We start from the raw sequence: 24,687 nt of genomic DNA on the forward strand, positions 1-24,687 counted from the left end.
GCACGCCCGTCGGTCACGTCGGAGGCCACGCCCGTGTGGCGGGCATGGCTGACACCCCCGGTGGGGCGGGGGCGGGCGGTCCGTGTCCTAGACCCGCTGGACGCAGAGCAGCGTCAGGAGCCCGTGGCCGTGCGGGGCCGACGGGCGGTGGGAGTCGGCGCGCGACACCGGTCCGGGTCGCGGGGCCAGCAGGAGGGTGAGGGTGAGGGCGACACCGAGCGCGAGGAGGAACAGGGGCGACGCGGTGGTCAGCCCGTGGGCCTCGCCGGCCTCACACGGGTGCGGTGCGGTCGGGGCGGCGGCCTCGACGGTCTCCTGGACCTGGTCGGGGCAGTCCGCGACCACGAGCGACGAGGGCTCGGGGGCGGCGCTGTGGCACAGGGCGCACAGGAAGCACATGACCACCAGGGCGACCAGCGGCACCGCGAGGGTGCGCTGTCGTCGTGTGTGGGTGCGCCCGTCCATACCGGAAACCCTAGTCTCGACCCGGTGGCGGTCCGCACCGGGTGGCGGTGAGTTCTCCGGACGACGCACACGTTGACGGCGGCGGGGACGTCCGTACGCGGACCCCTCTCTCTCCTGATGCCTTCCGGTATCTCGGGAAAGCAAGCGCGAACCCCAGGCGTGCGGGGTCCACCAGTGCATTTCCGGTCATAACCTCGCGCTCAGCTCACGTCCGGCATTCACGTGCTCCGCGGCGGGCCTCGAGAACTCCGGGGTCCCGGACCGAGACGAGGGACCGACGGATAACCAAGTCGAGTCACGTTCGCATAACAGGGGTGCACGGTATTTGGTTTCGCCCCAACCGCCCGGAGTCCCGCGCCGGCTTCGATTTTCGACTCCCGGTAGTGACCTGGTGGTTCTTCGCCGGCCCACACGAGTTCGGACGCACGACCGTTCCACCGCTGTCCGAATGTGGCCAGATCCTTGACTGAAGATGGCGCCCACCATAATTTTTTACCCAATCAGCCAAGGGTTGAATTTGGAGGCCGAATATTTCCGCTCATCCCCCCTCGACGTCTCCACTGGAAGCCTATGAAGGGCTTGCCGGTCACTATGACGCGACATCGAGAACTTCCGACTACCACCGCTGGATGAACCTGTTCAGCGATCTCCTGAAAGAGTTCGGCGCTCCCGGAGAACGACTGGTCGACCTCGGCTGCGGCACCGGCAACAGCTCTGTGGAACTGCAGAAGAACGGATACAGGGTCACCGGCGTCGACCTCTCTCCCGCGATGGTGTCGGCCGCCGAGAGCAAAGAGGAGACGCAGGGGATCGATTTCCTCGTGGGCGGGTTGGCCGATCTTCCCCTCCCGTCCGGGAAATTTGACGCCGCAATTTCCGCGGGCGAGGTGTTCCACTACCTCTCCGGGGACGAGGAGTTGGACGCGGCCTTCGCCGAGGCCGCGCGGGTGCTGGTTCCCACCGGTCTTCTGATCGTGGAAGTGAACACCGAACTGTCCTTCCGCGTGCTCTCCCAGGCTCCCAACATCCGCAGATCCGACCACGGGTTCATCTCCTTCTCACCGCTGGCGCCGGCCGACTTCTCCCCCGGCGGGGCCATCGACCTCGAGGTGGACTCCTTCGCGCGGGTGGAGACCGACCTCTGGGAGCGTTCCGTCACACGGCACCGGCTGCGTCACCTGACCCACGAGCGAATCCTCGAGAGCATCGCCTCGGCCGGTCTGGAGTTCGTCTGCGTCCGAGGTTTCCACGCAGGGGCCCTGGAGGACGGCCTGGACAACGGAAGACACCCCAAGGCTCTGTACGTCGCCCGGCGTGCAGATTCCGTGGACTAACCACGGAAACCCCCCGTTGGAGCTTGGTTCCAACAGCTAAGGAGAAGGTCATGATCAAGATCGAGCCCGTCGAAGAGCTGACCATCATCATCATGTTCAGCGCCAGCTAGCATGGAACCCGAGGAGGTCGGTCCCCGAGCGGGCCCGGCCTCCTCATTTTTCCAGGGAGCACTACATTGAAGTACAGGTCAGCCAAGCACCTTGAATGCTTCTGGGATGCATCTGGTTTCTTTGTCAAGAACCCTATAACGAAGATCAAAATCAGCACCGACCCGATCACTGCGAGCGTCCTCTACAGATTTTCCGAGTTGCGATCCGTGTCTGACGTCGCGCAGGACCTGGAGTTGGATGAAAACGTCCTGGACAGTGCGGTGGCGACCCTTGCATCCCTCGGGTTCCTTGAATCCGAGGAGCAGGGTGAGGTCGGAGACCACACAGCGGGATTCGACGCCTGGGCACCATGGGGAAAGGAAGGTCTTTCCTTCCATTTCTCCACCAGGGACGCTCCTTTCACGGAGAGCACCGATGAGGTTCGGGAGGAGATCACAAAAGACCCGTCTCCTCCCGTTTTCAAGGAGTACAAGGACGCGGACAGGATTTTTCTCCCCCGATATCTGAAAGATCCCGGCCACTCCTACCAGGAGATCCTCTACCGGAGGAGAACCCATCGGGACTTCGTTGACGCGCCTGTCGGACGAGAGGTCTTCTCGACCCTCATGGCGATGACCTTCGGGGTGAAGGACTTCATCGACGCCCAGCAGTTCGGCGCCCTCATGCTGCGAACCAGCCCCGCCGGCGGCGCCCGTCACGAACTGGAGGCGTACACGGTCATCACCGACGTAGCCGGGATCGCTCCGGGGATATACCACTACAACGTCCGGGAGCATTCCCTGGAGCTGCTCCAGGAGGGCGAGTTCCGGGACCGTCTGACCCGTGCGTGCGACTCGCAGTCAGGGGTGGGCGAAGCGCCCTTCTCCGTGGTCCTGACCTCGGTCGTCGCACGCCTGAGCTTCAAGTACCGGCACCCGCGCGCCTATCGGGTCATGCTGATGAACTCCGGGCACCTCGGCCAGACCTTCGCCCTCACGGCGACGGCACTGGGGTTGGGCCCCTTCCAGACCGCTGCCTTCAACGACTCGGCCGTCGAGGAGCTGCTGGGCGTCGACGGGGTCCGGGAGACCGCGCTGTACGTCCTCTCCGCCGGTGTCCCCGCCGTGGACGCCAACGGGGACGCGGTGTTCTCCCACCCGCCGATGAGCCTGGAGGGCTCCCGGAAAGCCCGGTTCGAGTAGGCGCATGGACATCGACTCCTCACAGGCCAAGGACGATCCGTCGGTGGTGGGGTTGGGGGGAGCCTTCCACCGATTCTGGGTCGGACACACGTCGGCCAACCTCGGCGACGGCGTCCTGTTGACCCTCTTCCCGCTCATGGCCGCCGCCCTGACCTCCGACCCCCTCGCGGTGTCGATGCTGACCGTGGCGGCCTACACTCCCTGGTTGCTGTTCGGCCTCCACGCCGGGGCGCTGATCGACCGGATCGACAAGCGCCACGCCATGATCATCGGCAACGTCCTGCGCTGCGTGCTGCTCGGTGTACTGGCGGTGGTCTCCTGGTTCGGTCCGGTCCCCGTCTGGGGGTTGTGCCTCTTCGTCTTCGCCCTGGCGGTCTGCGAGGTCTTCCACGACGGTTCGGCCCGCGCGCTGCTCCCGGCGCTGGTTTCGCGGAGCCTCCTGATCACGGCCAACAGCCGCCTGCAGGGGACGCGTGTGGTGGCCTCGGATTTCCTCGGCGGCCCGCTCGCGGGGCTGCTGTTCGCCCTGTCCACGGGGACGGCGCTGCTGTTCAACGCGGGGGCCTACCTGGTGGGAGCACTGTTCCTGCTCTCCGTGCCGGTCGCGGCCCGTTCCCTCGGCGGGGAGGGGAAGGACGAAGGCGAGCGGACGCCGGGCACGGAACGCTCCTCACTGACCCGCGAGGCGCTGGACGGGCTCCGATACGTCAGGGACGACCGCGTCCAACGGGGGTTCGCCGTGGCCGCCGCCGTCTCCGGGTTCGCCACCGGCGGGGTGTCGGCCATCCTGGTGCTCTACGTCACCCGGACCCTCGGCGTTCCGGAAGCACTGTTCGGGGTCTACACGATGGTGTCCGCGGTGGGCGCGCTCGCGGCCTCGTTCCTGTGTGCTCCGTTGGGACGGTGGTGCGGCCACGGACCCCTGCTCGTCGTCGCCCACGTTCTCGGGGGCGGGGTCCTGCTGACCATGGGACTCTTTCCCGACGTCGTCGTGGGAGCCCTCGCACTCGGGGTGTTCGGCCTGGCGGCGACGACGATCTCCGTGAGCGCCGTCTCCATCCTTCAGGCGGTGACGCCGGAGCCGATTCTGGGGCGCGCGTCCATGGCCCGCATGCTCCTCGCCCAAGCCTCCGTCCTCCTGGGCGTCTTCGCCGGCGGCCTGTTGGGAGGGTTCGGGCTTCACACGCCGTTCGTCGTCGGAGGAGCCCTGCTCGTGGCAGCACCTGTGGTGTTCGGCCGCGTGTTCCGGGAGGGAGCGGAGCGCGCCGCGGTGTGACCGACTCCCGACCCGGGTTCGGCACGGCCTCCCCAGGGGGCCTCTCCGCGTTGTGGTGTGTCCCGCGTTCTTCGGCGTCGCTGGCGTGGCACGCGAAAGGGGCGCTCACCTGGGTGAGCACCCCTCAATCTGTCGGGACGGCGGGATTTGAACCCACGACCCCTTGACCCCCAGTCAAGTGCGCTGCCAAACTGCGCTACGTCCCGTACCGCTGGCCGGACACCGCCTCCGGTGCCGCCAACAGGTGAAACCCTATCGCATCCCCGAGCGCGCTCGAACCGCTCAGCCCCCGGTGAGGGCACGTGGGGCGGGGCTCACTCCGCCCCCTCCCCCGCGGCGTCCTCCTCGACCAGGGTGCGCGCGAACCAGTCCGCCGCCGCGTCGGCCACCTGGTCGAGCGCCCCGGGCTCCTCGAACAGGTGCGTGGCGTACGGGACGACGTGCACCTCGTGCGGACCGCCCAGCCGCCGGGCGGCGATCTCGTTGAGCGCCAGCACCTGCCGGTCGGCTCCCCCGACCACGAGCAGGACCGGCGCGCGCACGCGGGTGAGCGCCGCGCCCGCGAGGTCGGGGCGGCCCCCTCGGGACACGACCGAGCCGACCAGGTCCGGGTGGTCCGCCGCGGTCCGCAGCGCGGCGGCGGCCCCCGTGCTCGCCCCGAACAGGCCGACCGGCAGCTCCCGTGTGTCCTCGCGCCCGCGGAGCCAGGTCACCGCGCCCGACAGCCGTCCCGTCAGCAGGTCGATGTCGAAGCGCTGCTCGGCGGTGATGCGGTCGATCCGCTCCTCGGCCTCGGTCAGCAGGTCGAACAGCAGCGTCGCGAACCCGCTGTCCTGGAGGACGGAGGCCACCAGGCGGTTGCGGGGGCTGTGCCGCGAACTGCCGCTCCCGTGGGCGAAGACCACCACGCCGGAGGGCGCGTCGGGCGTCGCCAGGTTCCCGCCGAGTGACACCCCGGCCGTCTCCACGGCCACCTCGTGCTCGGCCATGGCGGGTTCCCCCTCCCGGAGCGCCGCGCGTCCGGCCGTGCCGGACGCGACCGCGTTCGTCGAACGGCTCCTGTAGAGACCGCTACCCGGCTCCGGGCGGACCACACCCGGCCGTGCCCGGCACGGTCAGTACGACGAGATGTGCACGTGGTCGTAGTGGTTCTCGGTGACGCTGCCGCGGTCGTTCATCGCGACCCACTGGCGGTTCTGCGCGTGCCAGATCCGCTGTTCCCAGATGACGTACTTGACGCCGAGCCGGTCGACGTTGTCGATCGCGTACTGGGCGATCTGGTTGCCCACGCTCCGGTTCCCGCCGGAGGGGTGGGTGCCGATCACGGCGAGCATGAAGTCGCAGGCCTGCCCCGACCCGTGGTCGTCGTTGCTGTTGCGGGCGCACCCGACCTCGTAGGGGACGCCCACGTTGAGGATCACCTCGTCGCGGATGGCCGCCATGCGCGGGGTCGCGCCGTCGAAGCCCCAGCCGCGCACGCTGTCCGGGACGGTGCCGGTGGTCGGCGTCGCGGGCGCCTCGGGGACCTGCTGGGCCTCGTACTCCTCGATGAGGGCCTCGACCTCGTCGCGCTGGCCCTCCAGGTCCTCGATGAGTTCCTGAGCCTCGGTGAGCTCGTCCTGGGCCTCCCGCGCGATCTCCGCGCGTTCCTCCTGGAGGGCGACCAGGTGGGAGATCTGACCGGCCTGGCTCCGGCCGACCTGCTCGACCATGGCGACGTCCGTGAAGAACTCCTCGGGCTCGCTGCTGAACACGACGTCCAGCGTGGGGTCGAAGGCGGTGCCCATGTACTGCCCGGCGGCGATCCGCGCGACTCCGGACCGGGACCGCTCCAGCTCCCCCTCGACCTCCTCCAGGTCCTCCTGGGCCCGCTCGGCGCGCTCCTCGATCTCCTCGAACTGGAGGAGCTCGCCGTCGTAGGTCTCCTCCAGCTCCTCGGCGCGGGCGTTGAGCTCGTCGATGTCGAGGTCCTCGGGGTCCGCGTGGGCGGCCTGGGGGACGGCGACGACCGCCGCCGCGCACAGGGCGACCGCGACGAGGCGGGTGCCGCGTGGGGGCCGGACGGAGGGCGTTCCGGGTTTGCGAGTCATGTCAGCTCCATGAGTGGTACCGCTGGCGAACCCGCGCGTGGGTGAGGAGGTCGGGGGCCGGGATCCGTCTCCCTCCGCGCACGTCGGCTCACGGAATGGTGCCTGTGGGGCGAGGGGTACTCCGCAGACCATACGAGATACGGGCGTCATATGCCTAATGCCGGGAATATCCACGCAGCTCAGCGCGCGAGCCGTGACCTGGAGGAACGCCGGAACGGCGGCGGTGTCCACCCTACGGAGCCCGGCGCGCTCCGACGAGTCGGCCGCCCGACCAGGCCACCCGGTGCGGGCGCTCCTCGACCGGTACGCTCGCGAGCCCGGCGCACGGGCCGACGCCGAGGCGCCGGGCAGCCGCGTCGTCCGGGTCCACTTCGCCGCCTTCCCCAGCCCCGATCCCGCCGACGCGCGGAACCGGACGTGAGCCGCCGCGCCCTGTCCGCGCTGTTCCTCACCGGCGCGCTCATGGTCCTCGCGGCAGTGGTCCTCGCGGCGCTGGTCCCCCGGCCCCGTCCAGGAGGGGACGCCGACGCCGAGGGCGGCTACCTGCCCCGCCTGCACGCGGGCTGGAGGGCGGTGTGGGGCGACCCGACCCTGCGGACGCTCGTCGTCATGATCATGGTGACCAACCTGGTCGACACGGCGGTGACGACGATCGCGCTGCCCCTCCGGGTGCGCGGGCACGGCCTCGGCCCCGAGGCCGTGGGGCTCGTGGCGGGGGTGCTCGGCGGCGGCTCGGTCCTCGGATCCTTCGTCGCGGTCTGGGCGGCCCTCCCGCCTCCCGCGTCACCAACCTCTCAGGTCAGTACACCTAGCCGCCGTGCGCGGCCCCGGCGTGCGCCGCGGCCTCGGCCTTCAACGCTGCGAAGTCGCGCGCGAGGCCGCGCAACAGGACGGCCACCGCCCGTGCCGTCTCCTGACCGTCGACGGGCGCGTGCCCGAAGAGCAACCGGTAGTGGATCAGGGAGGCCAGGGTGTCGACCGCCAGGGTCAGGTCGACGTCGTCGCGCAGGTCGCCCCGGTCGCGTGCCCGCTCCAGGGTGTCGCGGACCGCGGCCCGCGGCGGGTCGAAGAGCGTCTCCATGAACCGGCGGTGCAGATCCTCGTCGCCGGAGCAGTCGGCGAGCAGCGGGGTGAGGAACTCCGGGCCCATGCAGCGAAAGGTCCGCGCGAAGAGGGCGAGCGCCTCGTCCAGGTCGCACAGCGTGCACCCGGACCGGGGCGGCTCGACGTCACCCATGCGCCGCTCCAGCTCGGCGAGGACGAGCAGTTGGCGGTTGGGCCAGCGCCGGTAGACCGCCGCCTTGCTCACCCCGGCGCGGCGGGCCGCCTTCTCGATCGCCAGACTCCGGTATCCGTCCTCCTCCAGGAGCTCGGACACCGCGTCCAGCACCGCCGAGTCGATGTGCGTGTCGCGGGGCCGTCCGCCCGCGACGGAGCGCTGACCCATTGACTCCCCGTCCCTCCCGACCTAGGATTCGATTCGATCCGTATCGTATCTAAACTGAACGCCGAGGGCAACCATGCCGACCCACGTACCCGCACGAGCGACCCGGCGCCAGTGGCTCGGGCTCGGACTGCTCACCCTGCCGCTGTTCGTCCTGGCCATCGACACGAGCGTCCTGTTCCTGGCGGCTCCCCACATCGACGCCGACCTCGATCCCACGCCCGCCCAGTGGCTGTGGGCGATGGACGTCTACGGATTCGTGATCGCCGGCCTGCTCGTCACCATGGGCTCGGTCGGTGACCGCATCGGCCGCAGACGCCTCCTGCTCATCGGATCGACCGCCTTCGCCGCCGCGTCGCTGTGGGCGGCCCTGGCCAGCGACCCCCTCGCGCTCATCGCCGCGCGCGCCGCCCTGGGAGCGGCGGGCGCCTCCCTCATGCCGTCCACGCTCGCCCTCATCCGCACGATGTTCCGCGACGAACGCCAGCGCACGACGGCCGTCGCGGTGTGGATGACGACGTTCTCCGTCGGCGTGGCCCTGGGCCCGCTCGTCGGCGGCGCCCTGTTGGAAGTGTTCCGGTGGGGCTCGGTGTTCCTCGTCGCCGTTCCGATCATGGCGGTCGTGGTCCTCCTCGGCCCCGTCCTGCTTCCGGAGAGCCACGCCCCGTCCAGCGCCCGGATCGACGCGGTCAGCGTCGTCCTTTCGATCGCGGCCGTGCTCTGCCTGGTGTACGGGCTCAAGGCGCTGGTCGACTCGGGGCCGGAGGCCGTCGACGCGGTGGTTCTCGCCGCGGGACTCGTCCTGGGCTCCGTCTTCGTCCGCCGGCAGCGCGTCGTCACGTCCCCGCTGGTGGACCCCGCCCTGTTCCGGTCCCGGAGCTTCCGCTCCGCGCTCACCCTGCTCGTCGTGGGCGTCTTCACCGTCACCGCGGTGAACTTCCTGGTCCCGCAGTTCCTCCAGTCCGCCGCCGGGATGTCCCCGCTGCGCGCGGGCCTGCTCACCGCGCCCATCGCCCTGTCCGCGATCGCCGGATCGCTCGCCGCGCCCGCCCTGGCCTCCCGTTGGGGAGCGGCGGCCGTGGTGACCGGGGGCGCGGTGCTCTCCCTGACCGGCTACCTGCTCCTGACCGGAGCCGATCCGGCCGGTCCACTGTGGCCTCTGGTGACGGGCGGCGCCCTCGCCGTGCTCGGACTGAGCCCGACGACGGTGCTGACGACCGACCTCGTAGTCGCGTCCGCGCCCGAGGAGCGCACCGGCGCGGCGGCGGCACTCTCGGAGACCGGTGGGGAGCTCGGTGTGGCGCTCGGCATCGCGGTCATGGGCAGCCTGGTGAACGCGGTCTACCGGCTGCGCGTGGGCGACCTGCTGCCGGATGGTCTGACCGCCGGGACGGCCGCGTCGGCGCGGGAGGGGATCGGGGCGGCCCAGGAGGCCGCCGCAGCGCTGCCGCCAGAGGCCGCCGCAGCGGTGGTCACGGCCGCCCGCACGGCCTTCGCGACGGCCTTCTCCACCGTGGGGTGGGTGTGCGCCGTCCTCACCGTAGGACTGGCGGCGGTGGCCCTGGTCGGACTGCGCCCGGAGCGGCCAGAACTCGCAGGGCGCCGCTGACCCGGCCCCGGTCGGCGCCGCTTCCACCGGCACCCCACCCACGGTCGAGGAACACCACCGCCCGAGTCCGACCGTCGCCTGGGGCGTCCTCGTCTGCGGCGTCAGGCCCGCGTGGTGACGCGGATCTTGGACTGCCCGTGCGGCCGTTCCTCCCAGTCCTCCATGAACCGGGCGGCGAGCCCGTGCCGCTCCGCCAGGGAGAGGAGCGTGCTCGTCCGGTAGTAGAAGTCCTCCCGCAGGACGTGGTGCTCCGTCCCCTCGGTGCGGTCGAAGGTGAAGTCGAAGAAGCCGCCGGGGGCGAGGACGCGTCCCACGTGGGCCAGGCACTCGTCGATCACCGCGACGGGCGAGTGCGAGAAGACGCTGTGCGCGTGGACCACGTCGAAGTGGTGGTCGGGCAGGAAGTCGAAGGTGAGGTCCCGGGTGACGGTCAGGTGGGGCAGCTTGGCCTGGAGCCCGTGTTCGACCAGTGTCTTCTTGGCCTCGATCATGATGTCGGGGGAGATGTCGATCCCGTAGTAGCCGCCCTCGTCCAGGTACGCGATGATGTGCCATCCGGCCCTGAGGTTCCCACATCCGATGTCCAGGAGCTTGTGCTCCGGCCGCAGCCCGTGCTCGACCAGGTAGTCGAACTGCATCTTTCCGAGTGCGATCCACCGCTCCTCGCTGTGGCTGCCCACGGCGGACTTCGGGTCGCGTGCGGTGTCGGAGGCCATCACCGCCCGGTAGTAGGCGACGTGGTCCCTGTGGATCAGTCTCAGACGCAGGTCCCGTGCGCCACGCCGCGCGTAGGGCAGGATCCGGTTCGGATGGCGCACCGCGTAGCGGATCCTGTGCAGCCAGGACGCGCGGTTGGTGTGGAGGGAGGCGACTGTCCTCGTCGACATGGGCGCCCCTTCCCTTCGTGTTCGAAGCGTCACTTTACGTGCGGCACTTCGGTTATAACGGGTGAGGGGTTCTTCGCCGGGGACCTCTGCTGGCGGGTCGCCTCGACCGAAGCGTTCGCCCCGCCCCGGCTGGAACGCGCCGAGGTCACCGGAGTCTCCCGCGACGCCGTGCCGCACCCTGCTTCTCATCTCAAAGCAGCCACAGACAGTGCGGCTGAGCAGGTCCGGTTCAGTTCAACAGTCGAAAGACGAACCCGGCGACGGTTGCCCCCAGCACCGCCCCCACGATGGTCTGGGCCGGTGTGTGGTCCCCGAGCCGCACCCGCGACCATCCCACCAACGCCACCACGGGAACCGTGACCGCCGTGAAGGAGCCGTAGGTCAGCATCAGGAGAACGGCCGTACCCCCGGCCACCGCCGTGTGCACGGAGACCTTCCACCGGGCGGCGACCGTGATGGTGAGGGTGACGACCAGGGTGACCAGCATCGCGGCGACCAGAGCCAGCATCGCCCCGGGTGCGTCCAGGACGAGCAGGGTCGCGATACCGGCGATCACACAACCGAGGATGATCGACAGCGGAACGAGCCGCTGCTTGCGGTCCCCCACGTGGTGATCCGTCCACCACCCCAACCGGGCGCCGACGATGAGGAGCCCGTAGGGGACGATGCCGCAGAACAGGGCGGCCAGGATGCCCCAGCCAAGACCGATCAGTCCGGGTGCGGCGTACCACCCGACGGCCAGGAGGATGACGATCACCAGGACGCCCGGTGCGCAGACCTCGGTGACGACGCGGGCCGCTCGGTCGACGGGGGTGCGGGTCGGTGTCGCGGTCATGGCTGAGCGGGCTCCTGGAGTTCGGTCGTGGGCGGTGGGAAAGCCGCAGCGAGTCCACGGACGGGCCGGGAACGGTAGGCGCGCGGTGCGAGTGCGCCGTCCTCGATCTCGACGACGTACCGATGCAGGCGCAGGCGGGTGTCCAGAGTGAGGACGGCCTGGTCAAGGCTACGTCAGGGTCCTGTCCGCTGATCACGGCCCATCCGTCCACGATCGGATCCTCGGACATCATGGGATGGTGTCCGAGAGGGCGGACCAACGCCCCGGGGCCGGGAACGTGGCGGACGGGTGCCCGCGGCGCTGGTCCGACCGAACACGGCACCGGCCGTCACGACCACGCCCACCAGGGATCACGCCCTGGTCGGCGCGCCGTGACGGCCGGGTCCGGCTACCCGCGCGGCGCCGGTGGTCTCACACCGGTGACCGCCAGGGACGACCCCCGTCCGCCTCACCGCGAGCCAGGCCCGCGTGCATGAGCGCGATCACCGCGTCGAGATCGTCGCCCTGGTGCGGGTCCTCGGCCACCCGGTTGCGGCGGCGCTGACCGCACCCCGCGCACGCGTGGACGATCATGTGGCCCTTGGCGGAGTGGTACTCCACGGCCACCGGACGCATCAGCGCGCGGCACCGGTGGGCACGGTCTCCGGGCACCACGTCCACGTGCAGGGAGTACAGGCACACCGGACAGTGGTTGCGGTAACCGCCGTTGGCCAACGGCGCGACCGCGGCGGCGCAGTGGGCGCAGGTGAAGCCGGTGTTCTCGGTTGTTCTGCTGATGGTGCTGCTCCTCGGCGAGTTGAAAAGGATCTTCAACTGCGAGGCGCAGGGTTCCGTTCGTTCTCCCCCCGCCCTGCGGGGGTCCCAGGCTTGACCGGTCAGGGACGCGATTCACCGCCGGAGGCGATTACTTCCGATTCCTGTCGACGCCGATCCCAGGGGCGGTGTGCCCCGGGGGTGCGTCGTCCGGCCGGGTTTGTGTGTCTGTCCCGGCCACCGTCGCGCGGGCCTCCCCACGCGCCACCGGTAGGTGTGGGTCCGGTCTCACTGACGTGGGCGTCGTCCCCTGTCAGGCAGCACCCGTGGTCTTCAGGTCAGCGTGGATCACGCCACCCTCCTCTCGGCTCCGCTGGTCGATGCCGCCCCTGCGACCACCAGCGGACGTCGGGGCGACACCCCAGAATAGGCCAGGCGTGCGCACCACACCGGCCATGAGGTCTGCAAGAGCCCGCAACGCCTGCCCGGGTCGCCTGGTTCGCCGAGGAAGCCGACCCCGAACACCGATCGGCCGAGCCTCGCCCGCCCGCGCACAGATGCACGACGAGTACGCCTGGGTTGGTCGGGTCAGGGGGCGAGTTCCGCGGTGATGGCGCCGCGGAGGAGGTGGCGGGCGCGTTCCAGGGTGAGGCTGCCGCTGAGCCAGCGTTTGCTGAGCCCCTCGACGAGGGCGGTGAGTCGGGCGGCGGCCTCCTCCGGTGAGGCGTCGGGGGCGGCGTGGCCAGCCTGCTGGGCGTTGTGGATGAGGTCGCCGATGTAGTCGTTCCAGCTGTCGGTGGTGGCGCGCAGTTGTGGGCGCAGTTCCGGCTGGAAGACGGCGGTGGAGCGCAGTTCCCCCCAGGCGGTGCTGTTCTCGACGACGGCGGGGGTGTCCTGGAGTTCGAGGAGGAGCGTCTCTTCCAGGTGGCCGCGGGGGTCGGCGTCGGGGTCGCTGGACGGGTGGGTGTAATGCTCGGCGCGGGCGTTGATGAAGTCGAGAGTGTGGGCGAGCAGCCCGGCCCGGTCACGGAAGTGGTAGTAGATCAGGGAGGTCGACACGTCAGCCTCCTGGGCGAGCTCCTCCACACGCAGGCCTCTGATGCCGCGCTGCGCGATGACACGGGCGGCGGCTCGCAGGATGACGGTACGGCGGGCGGACACGGATTCGTCCCCTTCCGTTCGATGGGAGTGGTGGTGGGTGCAATGCTACAGTTGCCCCTGACTGAAATTTCAGTCAGGATCATGTCCGTGCTGAGAATGGGAACCGTGTCATGAGCAGACCGCAGCGGCGAAGCGTACTCAAGGCCGGCATGGCCGTCCTGGCCGGCGCGGGGCTGACGGCCTGCGCCCCGGGCCAGGAGGAGACCGCACCCGGGCGGAGGCGTGCCGAGTGGTTCATGCCCGCGGAGACACACGAGCATGTGCGCACGTTCATGTCCTGGCCGCCGCTGGACTCGGTATGGGAGGACATGGCCAGGGACGTCCAGGACGACATCGCGGGCATCGCCCGGGCGCTGTCGGAGTTCGAACCCGTGGTCATGCTGGCCGCCGCGGAGGAGGCCGGGGCCGCCCGCCGGGCCTGCGGATCCGGGGTCGAGGTGATCGAGGTGGCCACCGACGACCTGTGGATGCGTGATACCGGCCCGACCTTCGTCGAGGGCCCCCAAGGGCTGGCCGGCATCGACCTGCACTTCAACGGTTGGGGCGGCAAGCAGCAGCACGGACATGACGCGCAGGTCGCCCGCGCCGTCCTGGAGTACGCCGACGTCCCCCGCGTCGACGCGCCCCTGGTGGGGGAAGGCGGCTCACTGGAGGTCGATGGACACGGCACCCTCCTGGTCACCGAGAGCTCCCTGGTCAACGCCAACCGCAACCCCGGCCTGAGCCGCGACGCGATCGAGGACTCCCTCAAGGACCTGGTCGGCGCCGACAAGGTGATCTGGTTCACGGGCGTCAAGGGTCGGGACATCACCGACTACCACGTCGACTCCCTGGCCCGCTTCGGCGAGAACGGTGTCGTCCTGCTCAGCCGCGCCTGGGACGGCGACGGACCCGATGTGTGGACCCGTGCCTACGACCAGGCTCGCGGTGTGCTGGAGAACGCGACCGACGCCCGGGGCCGGACGTTCGAGATCGTCGACCTTCCCGAACCCGACCCCGCCACGCTCGGCCGCCGCGGCGAGGACTTCCTCGGCTCCTACGCCAACTACTACCTCGCCAACGACGCCGTCCTCATCCCCCGATTCGGCGACCGCGACGCCGACGGGCGGGCCGCCGCCATCATCGGCGACCTCTACCCCGACCGCGAGGTCGTCCAACTGGAGATCCACACCATCGCCGAAGGTGGTGGCGGCATCCACTGCGCCACCCAACAACAGCCCCGAACCTGAGCCGGCCCCGGACACGCGAAAGGGGCGCTCACCTGGGTGAACGCCCCTCATCTGTCGGGACGGCGGGATTTGAACCCACGACCCCTTGACCCCCAGTCAAGTGCGCTGCCAAACTGCGCTACGTCCCGTACCGCTGGCCGGACACCGTCTCCAGTGCCGCCAACGGGTGAAACCTTACCGCACTTCCCGGGCGGCTCGCACCACGGTATGGGCGCTGTGCCCGCGATCCGCGCCGCTCCGGCGCCCGAACCGCACCCGCCGCGGCGGGCACCCCACGCGACACGGGCCGTTCCCGTGGTCGCGACACACCCCGAGGCGGAATATCAGGCCTCATCCAGTTCGTCCACGTACTCCCGTGCCCGCGCGAGGTCGTCCTCGCCGAACACCGCGATGCCGTGGTCGCGCAGCAGCCGCGCGGTGACGCCCTCGCCCGGAATCCGCCGCCCGGTGAAGGTCCCGTCGTAGACCTCGCGACCGCCACAGGACGGGCTGCCCTGCTTGAGCACCGCCACGGCCACGTCCCGCGCGCGGGCCATGGCCAGGGCCGAACGCGCACCGGCGACGAACGCCTCGGTCACGTCCTCGCCCTCGGGGGTGAGGATGCGCGCCGTGCCCGCGAGCACGTCGGCGGCGGTCGCCCCGGGCTCGATCTCGGCGGGCGGTCGCGGGACGGGCAGTCCGCCGGCGACCTCCGGGCAGTGCGGGACCAGCCGCCCCTCCTCCCGCCACCGCACGAGCACGTCGTCCGCGACGGTCTTGGCGCGCCCGTCGTAGCGCACCTTCCGGCCCACCAGACACGAACTGATCAGCACCCTGCGCATGGTCCCCCTCCGCTCCCACCGCCACGGTACCGCCCGCCAGATCGAGCACACCGCGCGAGGCACACCCGAAGGCCACGAACGGCATGCGATCCGCCACCCTCGGTGATAATCGGAGGAGGGCACCACGAGGGGGGACCGTGACCGACGAGCAGGACGGCCGCCGACCGACGCTGTCCACCGACCACCGGACGACCCGCAGGGCCGTCGCCGCGTCCGCGATCGGCAACGCGACCGAGTGGTACGACTTCGGCGTCTACAGCTACCTCGCCGTCACGATCGGCGCGGTCTTCTACCCGTCGCAGACCCAGGGTGTACAGCTCGTCGCCACTTTCACCACGTTCGCCGCCGCCTTCCTCGTCCGTCCGCTCGGCGGGATGTTCTTCGGGCCGCTCGGCGACCGGGTCGGCCGCAAACGCGTCCTCACCCTCACCATGCTGCTCATGATGGTGAGCACCCTCTCGATCGGGCTCATCCCCTCCGCCTCCGCCATCGGCGTCGCCGCGCCCCTCCTCCTGCTGACCGCCCGCATGCTCCAGGGCTTCTCCACCGGCGGCGAGTACGGCGGGGCCACGACCTTCATCACCGAGTACGCGCCCGACCGCCGCCGGGGATTCCTGGCCTCCTGGCTGGAGTTCGGCACGGTCAGCGGCTACGTGGGCGGCGCAGCCGCCGTCACCGTGCTCACCCTCGCCCTCGGCTCCGACACCATGCTCACCTGGGGCTGGCGGATTCCCTTCCTCCTCGCCCTCCCCCTGGGTGCCGCCGGACTCTACCTGCGCCTGCGCATCGACGACACTCCCGTCTTCACCCACAACACCTCCGGATTCGCCCGCGACGCCCACGGCGCGCGCCGCACCGGCCAGTTCCGCGCGACCGTCGTCGACCAGTGGCGCGCCATGGTGCTGTGCGCGGGTCTGGTGATGGTGTTCAACGTCAACAACTACACGGTCACCGCCTACCTGCCGACCTACCTCGACACCGAGCTCGGGCTCGACACCGCCCTCGGTCTCACCCTGACCCTGGCGGCGATGGCGCTCATGCTGTGCTCCGTCACCGTGGTCGGCCGCCTCGGCGACCGCGTCGGGCGCCGACCCGTCCTGCTGTCCGGGTGCGTGTGCTCACTCGCCCTGCCCCTGCCGGCGTTCTGGCTGATGCAGCGGGGCGAACTGGTGCCGATCGCCGTGGGCGTGGTGCTCCTGGCCGTCACCCTGGTCCACTTCTCCGGGACCGCACCCGCCACCCTCCCGGCGTTCTTCCCCACCAGCGTCCGCTACGGCGCGCTGGCGATCAGCTTCAACGTGTCGGTGGCGCTGTTCGGCGGCACCACACCGCTGGTGTCGGAGACACTGGTCGACGTCACCGGCGACCTCTACGCACCCGCGTGGCCGGTGATGTGCGCCGGCGCGGTGGGGCTCGTGGTGGTGTGGCGGATGCGGGAGAGCGCGAACCGTCCGCTGCCGGGGGCCCCGGCCATGCCCCTACCGCCGCGCCGCCCCACCGGCCGCCTCAACCCGCCCCGCCCGCGGCCGACGGGCGACACCGCGCTGGCCGCCCCGGGCAACGTGCACCGCCTGGCCTGACCGGGCGGGAGCGCACACGGCGCGGGGGCCGCCCGGATCGGACGGCCCCCGACACACGCGGACGCGGACGCGGTCTAGCGTCGACCGCGCGGCTTGCGGTCCGGACGCACGCTGCCCTTCGAGGCGCGCCCCGCCGTACCGTTCTTCTTCTCGCGGATGCGCATGCTGATGTGCACCGGCGAGCCCTCGAACCCGAAGTCCTCGCGCAGGCGCCGCTCGATGAAGCGCCGGTAGTTGTCCTCCAGGAACCCGGTCGTGAACAGGATGAAGTGCGGCGGACGCGCGCCCGCCTGGGTCCCGAACAGGATCTTGGGCTGCTTGCCGCCGCGCACCGGCGGCGGGGTGGCCGCCACCAGCTCCTTGAGCCAGTTGTTCAGCTGGCCGGTCGGGATCCGCTGCTCCCAGCCGCGCAGGCTCGTCTCGATCGCGGGAACCAGCTTCTCCATGTGGCGACCGGTCTTGGCCGAGATGTTCACCCGCGGCGCCCAGGAGACCCGCGACAGCTGGCGGTCGATCTCCTTCTCCAGGTAGACGCGGCGCTCCTCGTCGAGGACGTCCCACTTGTTGAACGCCAGCACCAGGCCGCGCCCGGCCTCCACGACCTGCTCCACCACCCGGATGTCCTGCTCGGCCAGGGGCTCGCTGACGTCCATCAGCACGACGGCGACCTCGGCGCGCTCCAGCGCGGTCCCGGTGCGCATCGTCGCGTAGTAGTCGGCGCCCTGGAGGGCACGGAACCGGCGGCGGATACCGGCGGTGTCGATGAACTTCCAGGTCTGGCCGCCGAGCTCGATCAGTTCGTCGACCGCGTCGCGCGTGGTCCCGGCCACCGAGTCCACGACCACCCGGTCCTCGTCGGCCAGCCGGTTGAGCAGGCTGGACTTGCCGACGTTGGGGCGCCCCAGCAGCGCGATCCGGCGCGGGCCCCCCTCGGCGTCGCTCTCGGACTCGCCCTCGGGCCGTTCGGGGAAGGCGGCCACGACCGCGTCCAGCAGGTCACCGGTGCCCCGCCCGTGCAGGGCGCTGATCGGGTACGGCTCCCCGACGCCCAGGTTCCACAGCGCCAGCGCGTCCGCCTCCTGCATACCGCCGTCGACCTTGTTGGCGGCGAGTACGACGGGGCGCTTGGTGCTCCGCAGGACCCGTGTGACGGCGGCGTCGGCGTCGGTGATGCCCACGGTCGCGTCGACGACGAACAGGATCACGTCGGCGGTCTGCGCGGCGTACTCGGCCTGCCGGGCGACCATGGCGGCCAGACCGCTCACGCTGGTCTCCCAGCCGCCGGTGTCGACCAGGGTGAACCTGGTGTTCTGCCACTCGGCGTCGTAGGCGACCCGGTCGCGGGTCACGCCCGGAACGTCCTCCACGACGGCCTCACGGCGGCCGAGGATCCGGTTGACGAGGCTGGACTTGCCCACGTTGGGGCGGCCGACCACGGCGACCACGGGCGCGGGGGCGGTCTCCACGCCCTCCTCGCCCTCGTAGCCGACATCGGAGACGTCGAAGTCTGTCATCTGCTGCTCCCGGTACTGGGTCCCCGCGCGCCCAGGACGCGTGCCGCGAGGACTCGACATGGTCGCCCGACCCGGCCCGAGGGCGCGGTGTCGGACGTGATGGCACGGGCACCCGCGGCGCCCGTGTGATGGTGTCGGCGGACCTACCGGTCCCGTGCCTCGTCCACGAGCTTGACGACCAGCGCGATGACCTCGTCCAGGGTCAGCCCGGTGGTGTCGAGCTCGGTCGCCGAGTCGGTCCGCGTCAGCGGCGAGTGCGCCCGGCTGGAGTCCAACCGGTCCCGCCGGGCCAGGTCGGCCTGGGTCCCGGCGACGTCGCCGGTCCGGACCTCCCTGCTGCGGCGATGGGCGCGTGCCTCGGCGCTGGCGGTCAGGAAGAGCTTGACGGGGGCGTCCGGCGCGACGACCGTGGTGATGTCACGGCCCTCCACGACGATGCCCGCGCTCTCGGCCCTGGCGGCGGCGATGATCTCCCGCTGGGTGCGCACCAGCAGGTCGCGCGCCTCGGGGACGGCGGACACGGCCGAGACGTTGTCGGTCACGTCCTTGCCGCGGATCTCGGCGGCCACGTCACGGCCGTCCACGGTCACGGTGGGGGCCGACGGGTCGGTGCCCATCGTGATCACCGGACGCTCCACGGACGCCGCCACGGCGGCGGCGTCGTGCACGTCCACACCGTTCTCCAGCATCCACCAGGTCAGCGCCCGGTACATGGCGCCCGTGTCGAGGTACCGGAGGTCGCGCGCCTTGGCCACGCCCTTCGACGTGCTCGACTTGCCCGACCCGGAGGGACCGTCGATCGCGATGACGATGCCCTCGGTGCTGCCCTGCGCGCTCACTGGACCTGACTCCCGCGTACGTTCACTTCTGCCGACGCCCCAGCGTACCCGCGCGCGAACGCGCTCCGGTACGCCAGCCGCCCCCCGGGGACCCGGATCACAGGCCCGGATGGACCGACCAGCCGCCGTCCGCCAGCGCCCGCGCGATCATGCCCTCCGCCTCGGGCAGCACGTACAGCTGACACACACCCAACGGCAGCCCCGGTGTGTGCTCGATCCGCACGTCCTCGATGTTGACCCCCGCCTCCGCCGCGGCGGCGAACAGGCGGCCCAGCGCCCCCGGCTCGTCCGGGATGACCACCGGCACCACCGTGTAGGAGGGCCGCCGCACCTCGCCGTGCTTGCCCGGGATGCGCCCCTGGCCGCCGCACCCCCGGGCCAGGACGTCGCGGACCGGCGCGAGCGGCGCCTCGGCCGAACCGTCCGGCTCCCCGCCGAGCGCGCGGAGGGCGTCCGCCGTCGCGGCCAGATCGGCTGCCATGTCCGCCAGGACCTCGGCGACCGGGGCGGCGTTGTGGGTGAGGATCTCGGTCCACATGGCCGGGTCGCCGCCGGCCACCCGGGTGACGTCGCGGACACCCTGCCCCGCCAGGGTGAGGGCGGTGTCGTCCGCGTCCAGGAGGCGGGCGGCCACCGCGGAGGAGGCCACGTGCGGGGCGTGCGACACCAGGGCGACGGCGCGGTCGTGCGCGGCGGCGTCCAGCACCAGGGGGTCGGCGCCGCACAGCCGCGCCACCTCGGCGACGGTGGCGACGGTCTCGGCGTCCGCCTTCCCGGTGGGGCACAGCGCCCAGCACCGGCCCAGGAAGAGGTCGGCGCGGGCGGCGCCGGGGCCGTGCTTCTCACGTCCGCCCATGGGGTGGCCCGGCACGAAGGTGGCCATGTCGCAGCCGAGGCGGTCCGCCCCGGCCACCACGCTCGTCTTGACGCTCGCGGCGTCGGTGTACACGTGCGCCAGCCCCCGGTCCTGGGCGTCGCGCAGGACGGTCGGGATGACGGCGGGGGGAGCCGCGATCACCGCGACGTCGGCGGGCCACCCGTCCGCCTCGGCCAGGGGCCGACCCGCGCCCAGGTCACAGGCCAGGCGCAGGGAGGCGGCGTCGGGGTCGGACAGGGTGACGTCCACGTCGCGCGCGCGCAGGGCCAGCGCGATCGACGTCCCGATGAGGCCGGTGCCGATCACCGTCACACGGTGCACCTCCGGCCGGTGCCGGGCGGTCCCGCCCGCACCCCTGCTGTCGTCCACGTCCGCCCGCTCCTCCACGTATGCCCGCCTCAACCCAGACTACGACCCCGGCGCCGGGGTCGTCCCGACGTCTACTGCGCGATGTCCAGGCGCAGCGCCTGGGCCCCGCGCAGGTAGACGTGCTGGATCTCCGAGCGCGGACGGTCGGTCGCCACGTGGGCCATGAGCCGCACCACGCGCGGGAGGGCGTGCGGCACGTCGATCTCGGCGGCGCACATCAGCGGAACGTCGGAGAAGCCGATCCGACGCGCCGCCAGTGCCGGGAACTCGCTGGTCAGATCAGGCGTGGCGGTGAACAGCACGCTGATGACGTCGTCGGTCTCCAGCCCGTTGCGCCGCATCACCTCGGAGACCAGCTCCGCCGTGGCCTCCACCACCTGCTCGCGTTCGTCCGCGTCGACCTGCACCGCACCACGGATGGCCCGTACCGCCACGTTCGTTCCCGCCTCGTCGTCGTACCCGGGGCCGCCCCCGGACACGGAGACGGCGGCCGCCGCCCGGAACGAAAGCCGGGGCGGCGACCGCCGTCAACTGTATCTACAGGCCGGCGGCCTCGTAGAGTTCGCTCACCTCACGCGAGGTCAGCGCCCGCATCGTGCCCAGCTTCAGGGCGTTGAGGTCGATCGGGCCGACCTGGGTGCGCGCCAGGTCCGCGACCGGGTGGCCGACGGCCTCCATCAGACGGCGGACGATGTGCTTGCGCCCCTCGTGCAGGCGGATCTCCACCATGGCCTTGGGGGCGTCGTTGTCGACGACCCGGAAGGAGTCGACCTCGACCGGGCCGTCCTCCAGCTCCACACCGCCGCGGATCTCCCGGATCACGCTGTGCGGGACCGGGCCCGGAACCTTGGCGATGTAGGTCTTGACGACCTTGTAGCGCGGGTGCGTGAGCCGGTTGGCGAGCTCACCGTCGTTGGTGAGCAGGATCAGACCCTCGGTCTCCGTGTCCAGCCGGCCCACGTGGAAGATCCGCTCGTCGGTCTGACCGGTGTAGTCGGCCAGGGTCGGACGGCCCTCGGGGTCCCACATGGTGCTGACCACGCCGCGCGGCTTGTTGAGCGCGAAGTACAGCTTGTCGGGGGCCGTGACGACGCGCATGCCGTCGACACGGATCTCCGAGGACTCGGGGTCGACCCGGGCCCCGAACCGGCGGACGACCTGGCCGTCGACGCTGACCCGACCGGCCGCGATCATCTCCTCACTGGCACGGCGGCTGGCGACACCGGCCGCGGCGAGCGCCTTCTGGAGGCGGATGCCGCCGGGCACGTCGGTGTAGGTGTCGCGGTCCTCGGCGGCACGGTCCTCGTCCTTGGGGTCGTAGTCGGCGCGCAGGGCCGCCAGCCGCTCGCGCGCGGCCTTGGACAGCTGCGACTCGTTCTTGACGCCGCCCGACGTCGCCGGGCCCCGGCCCTCGGAGCCTCCCTGAGGACGCCGACCGTCGCGGCCGGAGGAAGCGCCGCGGGCGTCCTTCCGGTCGCGGTCACCGAAGCCGCGGTCGTCACGCGAGCCGCGGAAACCGCCACGGCCCCGGTCGTCGCGGCCGAAGGACCCACCACGGTCATCCCGCTGGCCACGATCACTGCGGAAGCCACCACGGCCCTGGTCATCACGCCGGTCCCGGCCGCCGAAGCCGCCCCCGTCGCCGCGCGGACCTCGGGAGTCCCGACCGTCACGGTCACCGAAACCACGACCGTCACGCGAGCCCCGATCATCACGCGACCCACGGAAGCCACCCTGGTCACGGTCACCCCGGAAACCGCCACGGCCCCGGTCATCACGCCGATCCCGACCGCCGAAGCCGCCCCGGTCGTCCCGAGAACCCCGGAAACCGCCCTGATCACGGTCACCCCGGAAACCCCGGGAATCCCGGCCGTCATGGCCGGAGGAACCGCCCCGGTCATCACGCCGGTCACGGTCACCGAAACCACGGCCGTCACGCGACCCACGGAAATCGCTCCGCTCACGGTCGCCCTGAGGACCACCCGAACGGTGGTCGTCACGGCCACCGAAACCGCCCCGGTCGCCGCGCGGACCTCGGGAGTCCCGACCGTCACGGCCGAAGGAACCGCCCCGGTCGTCACGACCGTCACGCGGACCCCGCGAGTCACGGTCGTCACGGGAACCCCGGAAGCCGCTCTGGTCCCGCTCACCCCGGAAACCACCATGACCCCGGTCATCACGGCCGCCCCGGAAGTCACCCCGCTCACGGTCACCCCGGAAGCCGCCCGAACGCCGGTCGTCACGGCCACCGAAACCGCCCCGGTCATCACGCCGGTCACGGTCACCGAAACCACGGCCGTCACGCGATCCACGGAAGCCACCCTGGTCACGATCGCCGCGGAAGCCACCACGGCCCCGGTCGTCACGACCATCACGCGGACCCCGCGAGTCACGGTCGTCACGGGAACCCCGGAAACCACCATGACCCCGGTCATCACGGCCGCCCCGGAAATCACCCCGCTCACGGTCACCCCGGGGGCCACCCGAACGGTGGTCGTCACGGCCGAACGAACGCCGCTCACCGCGCTCATCACGCCGGTCCCGGCCGCCGAAGCCGCCCCGGTCGCCGCGCGGTCCCCGCGAGTCGCGGTCGTCGCGGCCGTACGGGCGTCGGTCATCCCGACCGCGGTACCCGCCGCGGTCCCTGTCGTCGCGTCGGAAGGAGCGGTCGCCTCCGCCGCGGTGGCCCCGATCGTCCCGGTCCCTGCGGTCCCGGTCGTGGGGGCGTCGTCCGCCTCGCTGGCGGTTGTCGTCGTGGTCGCCGCGCTCACCGCGCGGGGCGTCGTCCCGCGCACCGCGGGAACTTTCATTGGGTGTGCTCACCGGTGTCGTCTAGACCTTCGATGTCGTCGGGGAGGAACGGCGCCAGATCAGGCAGCTCGTCGAGGCCGCGCAGGCCCAGTCGTTCCAGGAAATAGGAGGTGGTCCGATACAGCAGCGCGCCGGACTCGGAATCATGCCCGGCCTCTTCGATCAACCCCCTCAATACGAGGGTACGCATAACTCCGTCGCAGTTGACACCGCGCACTGCGGAGACCCTGCCACGGGAGACCGGCTGCCGGTAGGCCACGACCGCCATCGTCTCCAGGGCGGCCTGGGTGAGCCGCACCTCCTGCCCCTCCCTGAGGAAGTGCTCGACGACGTCGGCGCACTCGGGCCGCGTGTACACACGCCACCCCTCGGCCACCGAACGAAGGTCGAAACCCCGCCCTTGCTCGGTGTATTCCCCGGACAGCTCCTCCAGGGTCCGGGCCACCACCTCCACGGGCAGGTCCAGGGCGCGTGCCAGGTCGTACTCGGACACCGGCTGGTCCACCACCATGAGCACCGCCTCGAGATCCCGGCGCAGCGTGGGCGGCGCCGAGACATCCCCCACACCGGCCGTGTGCTCCGCGCTCATTCCCTCTCCCCCTCGTCCGCCGCGTCGTCGTAGTCGGTCTCCACCCGGACCTCGCCCTCGCCGCCGGTCCACGTCACCGTCAGCGCGCCCAGGGGTTCGGGCTGGTCGAAGCCCACGTTCGAGGCCCGGTACAGCTCCAGCAGGGCGAGGAACCGCGCGACGACCTCGAAGGTACCGGTACAGCCCTCGGTGAGCTCGGCGAACGTGAGCGTCCCGTGCTCGCGCAGGGCCGCCACGACGAGCTCGCCCTGCTCCTTGACCGACGTCTTGGTCTGGTGGATGTGCGTGACCGGCACGCTCGGCGGTTCCCTGGGCGTGAACACCCGCCCGGCCAGCGCCGCGAACTCCTGCGGGCCCAGCCGGAAGAGCACCTCCGGCCGCAACGACGCGAACCTCTCCTCCAGCGGCACCGCCCGCGCGTACCGTCGGCCCTGCGACACCATGCGCTCGCTCATGACCGCCGCGACCTCCTTGTAGGCGCGGTACTGCAGCAACCGCGCGAACAGCAGGTCCCGGGCCTCCAGCAGGGCCAGGTCGGCCTCGTCCTCGACGTCGCCCCGGGGCAGCAGCCGGGCCGCCTTCAGGTCCAGCAGGGTCGCGGCGACCAGCAGGAAGTTGCTGGCCTGGTCCAGGTCCCACTCCTCGCCGTGCTCACGGATGTGGGCGATGAACTCGTCGGTGACCCGCGACAGCGCCACCTCGGTGATGTCCAGCTTGTGCTTGGAGATCAGCGCGAGCAGCAGGTCGAAGGGGCCCTCGAAGTTGTCGAGGTGCACCTGGAAGGCGTTCGGGTCCCCCTCCCCGGTCCCCTCCGGGGGCGGGTGCGCCTCCTGATCAGCCGCCATGGGCGCGGCTCCACGTCGTCTCACTCATGCGTACAAGGGTGTCACCGGCCAGACCCCACCGGTGACA

24 protein-coding genes and 2 tRNA genes are annotated in these 24,687 nt (G+C 71.2%); 7 read left to right on the top strand and 19 right to left on the bottom strand.

Annotated elements, in window-relative coordinates:
- Positions 1 to 87: 87 nt before the first annotated feature.
- A complete protein-coding gene (locus AB0I72_RS04280) occupies positions 88 to 465 on the bottom strand; it encodes a hypothetical protein (RefSeq protein WP_358562879.1) in 378 nt (125 codons plus the stop codon).
- A 629-nt stretch (positions 466 to 1,094) separates the two neighbouring features.
- On the opposite strand from AB0I72_RS04280, the gene AB0I72_RS04285 reads away from it, so the two are divergent.
- The 3 genes from AB0I72_RS04285 (at position 1,095) to AB0I72_RS04295 (ending at position 4,367) form a co-directional block, all read left to right on the top strand.
- Complete coding sequence (locus AB0I72_RS04285) at positions 1,095 to 1,799, top strand: class I SAM-dependent methyltransferase (RefSeq protein ID WP_358562881.1); 705 nt, start codon at positions 1,095 to 1,097, stop codon at positions 1,797 to 1,799.
- Between the two features lie 176 nt (positions 1,800 to 1,975).
- Positions 1,976 to 3,091: a SagB/ThcOx family dehydrogenase gene (locus tag AB0I72_RS04290; protein WP_358562882.1), complete on the top strand. Its 1,116-nt coding sequence runs from the start codon at positions 1,976 to 1,978 to the stop codon at positions 3,089 to 3,091.
- Between the two features lie 4 nt (positions 3,092 to 3,095).
- A complete protein-coding gene (locus AB0I72_RS04295; RefSeq protein WP_358562884.1) occupies positions 3,096 to 4,367 on the top strand; it encodes an MFS transporter in 1,272 nt (423 codons plus the stop codon).
- A 132-nt stretch (positions 4,368 to 4,499) separates the two neighbouring features.
- Here AB0I72_RS04295 and AB0I72_RS04300 read toward each other — a convergent pair.
- The 3 genes from AB0I72_RS04300 to AB0I72_RS04310 form a co-directional block, all read right to left on the bottom strand.
- Positions 4,500 to 4,573, bottom strand: a tRNA-Pro gene (locus tag AB0I72_RS04300).
- Between the two features lie 108 nt (positions 4,574 to 4,681).
- The gene (locus AB0I72_RS04305) at positions 4,682 to 5,356 is read right to left on the bottom strand and encodes an alpha/beta fold hydrolase (protein WP_358562886.1); all 675 of its coding nucleotides are present in this window, start codon (positions 5,354 to 5,356) and stop codon (positions 4,682 to 4,684) included.
- Between the two features lie 126 nt (positions 5,357 to 5,482).
- The gene (locus AB0I72_RS04310) at positions 5,483 to 6,457 is read right to left on the bottom strand and encodes a hypothetical protein (RefSeq protein WP_358562887.1); all 975 of its coding nucleotides are present in this window, start codon (positions 6,455 to 6,457) and stop codon (positions 5,483 to 5,485) included.
- A gap of 193 nt (positions 6,458 to 6,650) precedes the next feature.
- Here AB0I72_RS04310 and AB0I72_RS04315 point away from each other — a divergent pair, with 193 nt between their 5' ends.
- On the top strand, positions 6,651 to 6,878 hold the full coding sequence (locus AB0I72_RS04315) for a hypothetical protein (protein ID WP_358562889.1): 228 nt from the start codon (positions 6,651 to 6,653) through the stop codon (positions 6,876 to 6,878).
- Between the two features lie 387 nt (positions 6,879 to 7,265).
- Here the strand turns inward: AB0I72_RS04315 and AB0I72_RS04320 are convergent, their stop codons facing one another.
- The gene (locus AB0I72_RS04320) at positions 7,266 to 7,904 is read right to left on the bottom strand and encodes a TetR/AcrR family transcriptional regulator (protein ID WP_358562891.1); all 639 of its coding nucleotides are present in this window, start codon (positions 7,902 to 7,904) and stop codon (positions 7,266 to 7,268) included.
- A 73-nt stretch (positions 7,905 to 7,977) separates the two neighbouring features.
- Between AB0I72_RS04320 and AB0I72_RS04325 the strand changes: the two genes are divergently transcribed.
- Entirely contained in the window at positions 7,978 to 9,510 is a 1,533-nt protein-coding gene (locus AB0I72_RS04325; protein ID WP_358562892.1) for an MFS transporter, read from the top strand.
- Between the two features lie 101 nt (positions 9,511 to 9,611).
- Here the strand turns inward: AB0I72_RS04325 and AB0I72_RS04330 are convergent, their stop codons facing one another.
- The 5 genes from AB0I72_RS04330 to AB0I72_RS04350 form a co-directional block, all read right to left on the bottom strand.
- Positions 9,612 to 10,397 carry a class I SAM-dependent methyltransferase gene (locus AB0I72_RS04330; protein ID WP_358562894.1) on the bottom strand — a complete coding sequence of 262 codons (786 nt, stop codon included), beginning with the start codon at positions 10,395 to 10,397 and terminating at the stop codon, positions 9,612 to 9,614.
- Between the two features lie 229 nt (positions 10,398 to 10,626).
- Positions 10,627 to 11,232: a phosphatase PAP2 family protein gene (locus AB0I72_RS04335; RefSeq protein ID WP_358562896.1), complete on the bottom strand. Its 606-nt coding sequence runs from the start codon at positions 11,230 to 11,232 to the stop codon at positions 10,627 to 10,629.
- Entirely contained in the window at positions 11,229 to 11,378 is a 150-nt protein-coding gene (locus AB0I72_RS04340) for a DUF6545 domain-containing protein (protein WP_358563722.1), read from the bottom strand. Before AB0I72_RS04340 ends, AB0I72_RS04335 begins: the two co-directional genes overlap by 4 nt.
- A gap of 265 nt (positions 11,379 to 11,643) precedes the next feature.
- Entirely contained in the window at positions 11,644 to 12,045 is a 402-nt protein-coding gene (locus AB0I72_RS04345) for an RNHCP domain-containing protein (RefSeq protein WP_358562898.1), read from the bottom strand.
- Positions 12,046 to 12,573: 528 nt separating this feature from the next.
- Positions 12,574 to 13,146: a TetR/AcrR family transcriptional regulator gene (locus tag AB0I72_RS04350; RefSeq protein ID WP_358562900.1), complete on the bottom strand. Its 573-nt coding sequence runs from the start codon at positions 13,144 to 13,146 to the stop codon at positions 12,574 to 12,576.
- Between the two features lie 110 nt (positions 13,147 to 13,256).
- Between AB0I72_RS04350 and AB0I72_RS04355 the strand changes: the two genes are divergently transcribed.
- On the top strand, positions 13,257 to 14,375 hold the full coding sequence (locus tag AB0I72_RS04355; protein WP_358562902.1) for an agmatine deiminase family protein: 1,119 nt from the start codon (positions 13,257 to 13,259) through the stop codon (positions 14,373 to 14,375).
- A gap of 54 nt (positions 14,376 to 14,429) precedes the next feature.
- On the opposite strand, the gene AB0I72_RS04360 is transcribed toward AB0I72_RS04355, so the two are convergent.
- Both AB0I72_RS04360 and AB0I72_RS04365 read right to left on the bottom strand, forming a co-directional pair.
- Positions 14,430 to 14,503: transfer RNA gene (locus AB0I72_RS04360), tRNA-Pro, on the bottom strand.
- A 195-nt stretch (positions 14,504 to 14,698) separates the two neighbouring features.
- Positions 14,699 to 15,196, bottom strand: coding sequence for a DUF523 domain-containing protein (locus AB0I72_RS04365; RefSeq protein ID WP_358562904.1), 498 nt, complete (start codon positions 15,194 to 15,196; stop codon positions 14,699 to 14,701).
- Between the two features lie 137 nt (positions 15,197 to 15,333).
- Between AB0I72_RS04365 and AB0I72_RS04370 the strand changes: the two genes are divergently transcribed.
- Positions 15,334 to 16,776: an MFS transporter gene (locus AB0I72_RS04370; protein WP_358562906.1), complete on the top strand. Its 1,443-nt coding sequence runs from the start codon at positions 15,334 to 15,336 to the stop codon at positions 16,774 to 16,776.
- Between the two features lie 74 nt (positions 16,777 to 16,850).
- Here AB0I72_RS04370 and der read toward each other — a convergent pair whose 3' ends face one another.
- The 7 genes from der to AB0I72_RS04405 form a co-directional block, all read right to left on the bottom strand.
- Positions 16,851 to 18,350 (bottom strand): ribosome biogenesis GTPase Der, encoded by a 1,500-nt coding sequence (der, locus tag AB0I72_RS04375; protein WP_358562908.1) that lies wholly within the window; start codon positions 18,348 to 18,350, stop codon positions 16,851 to 16,853.
- 83 nt (positions 18,351 to 18,433) lie between these two features.
- A complete protein-coding gene (gene cmk, locus AB0I72_RS04380) occupies positions 18,434 to 19,129 on the bottom strand; it encodes a (d)CMP kinase (protein WP_358562910.1) in 696 nt (231 codons plus the stop codon).
- Between the two features lie 97 nt (positions 19,130 to 19,226).
- Positions 19,227 to 20,375: a prephenate dehydrogenase gene (locus AB0I72_RS04385; RefSeq protein WP_358562912.1), complete on the bottom strand. Its 1,149-nt coding sequence runs from the start codon at positions 20,373 to 20,375 to the stop codon at positions 19,227 to 19,229.
- A 71-nt stretch (positions 20,376 to 20,446) separates the two neighbouring features.
- Entirely contained in the window at positions 20,447 to 20,809 is a 363-nt protein-coding gene (gene aroH / locus AB0I72_RS04390) for a chorismate mutase (RefSeq protein WP_358562913.1), read from the bottom strand.
- 103 nt (positions 20,810 to 20,912) lie between these two features.
- Positions 20,913 to 23,198: a pseudouridine synthase gene (locus tag AB0I72_RS04395; protein ID WP_358562915.1), complete on the bottom strand. Its 2,286-nt coding sequence runs from the start codon at positions 23,196 to 23,198 to the stop codon at positions 20,913 to 20,915.
- Positions 23,182 to 23,775 (bottom strand): SMC-Scp complex subunit ScpB, encoded by a 594-nt coding sequence (gene scpB, locus AB0I72_RS04400; RefSeq protein WP_358562917.1) that lies wholly within the window; start codon positions 23,773 to 23,775, stop codon positions 23,182 to 23,184. The genes AB0I72_RS04395 and scpB overlap by 17 nt, the downstream gene beginning before the upstream one ends.
- Positions 23,772 to 24,620 carry a ScpA family protein gene (locus AB0I72_RS04405; protein WP_358562919.1) on the bottom strand — a complete coding sequence of 283 codons (849 nt, stop codon included), beginning with the start codon at positions 24,618 to 24,620 and terminating at the stop codon, positions 23,772 to 23,774. The genes scpB and AB0I72_RS04405 overlap by 4 nt, the downstream gene beginning before the upstream one ends.
- Between the last annotated feature and the right edge of the window lie 67 nt (positions 24,621 to 24,687).

Source organism: Nocardiopsis sp. NPDC049922 (genome assembly GCF_040660275.1).
Lineage (GTDB): Bacteria > Actinomycetota > Actinomycetes > Streptosporangiales > Streptosporangiaceae > Nocardiopsis.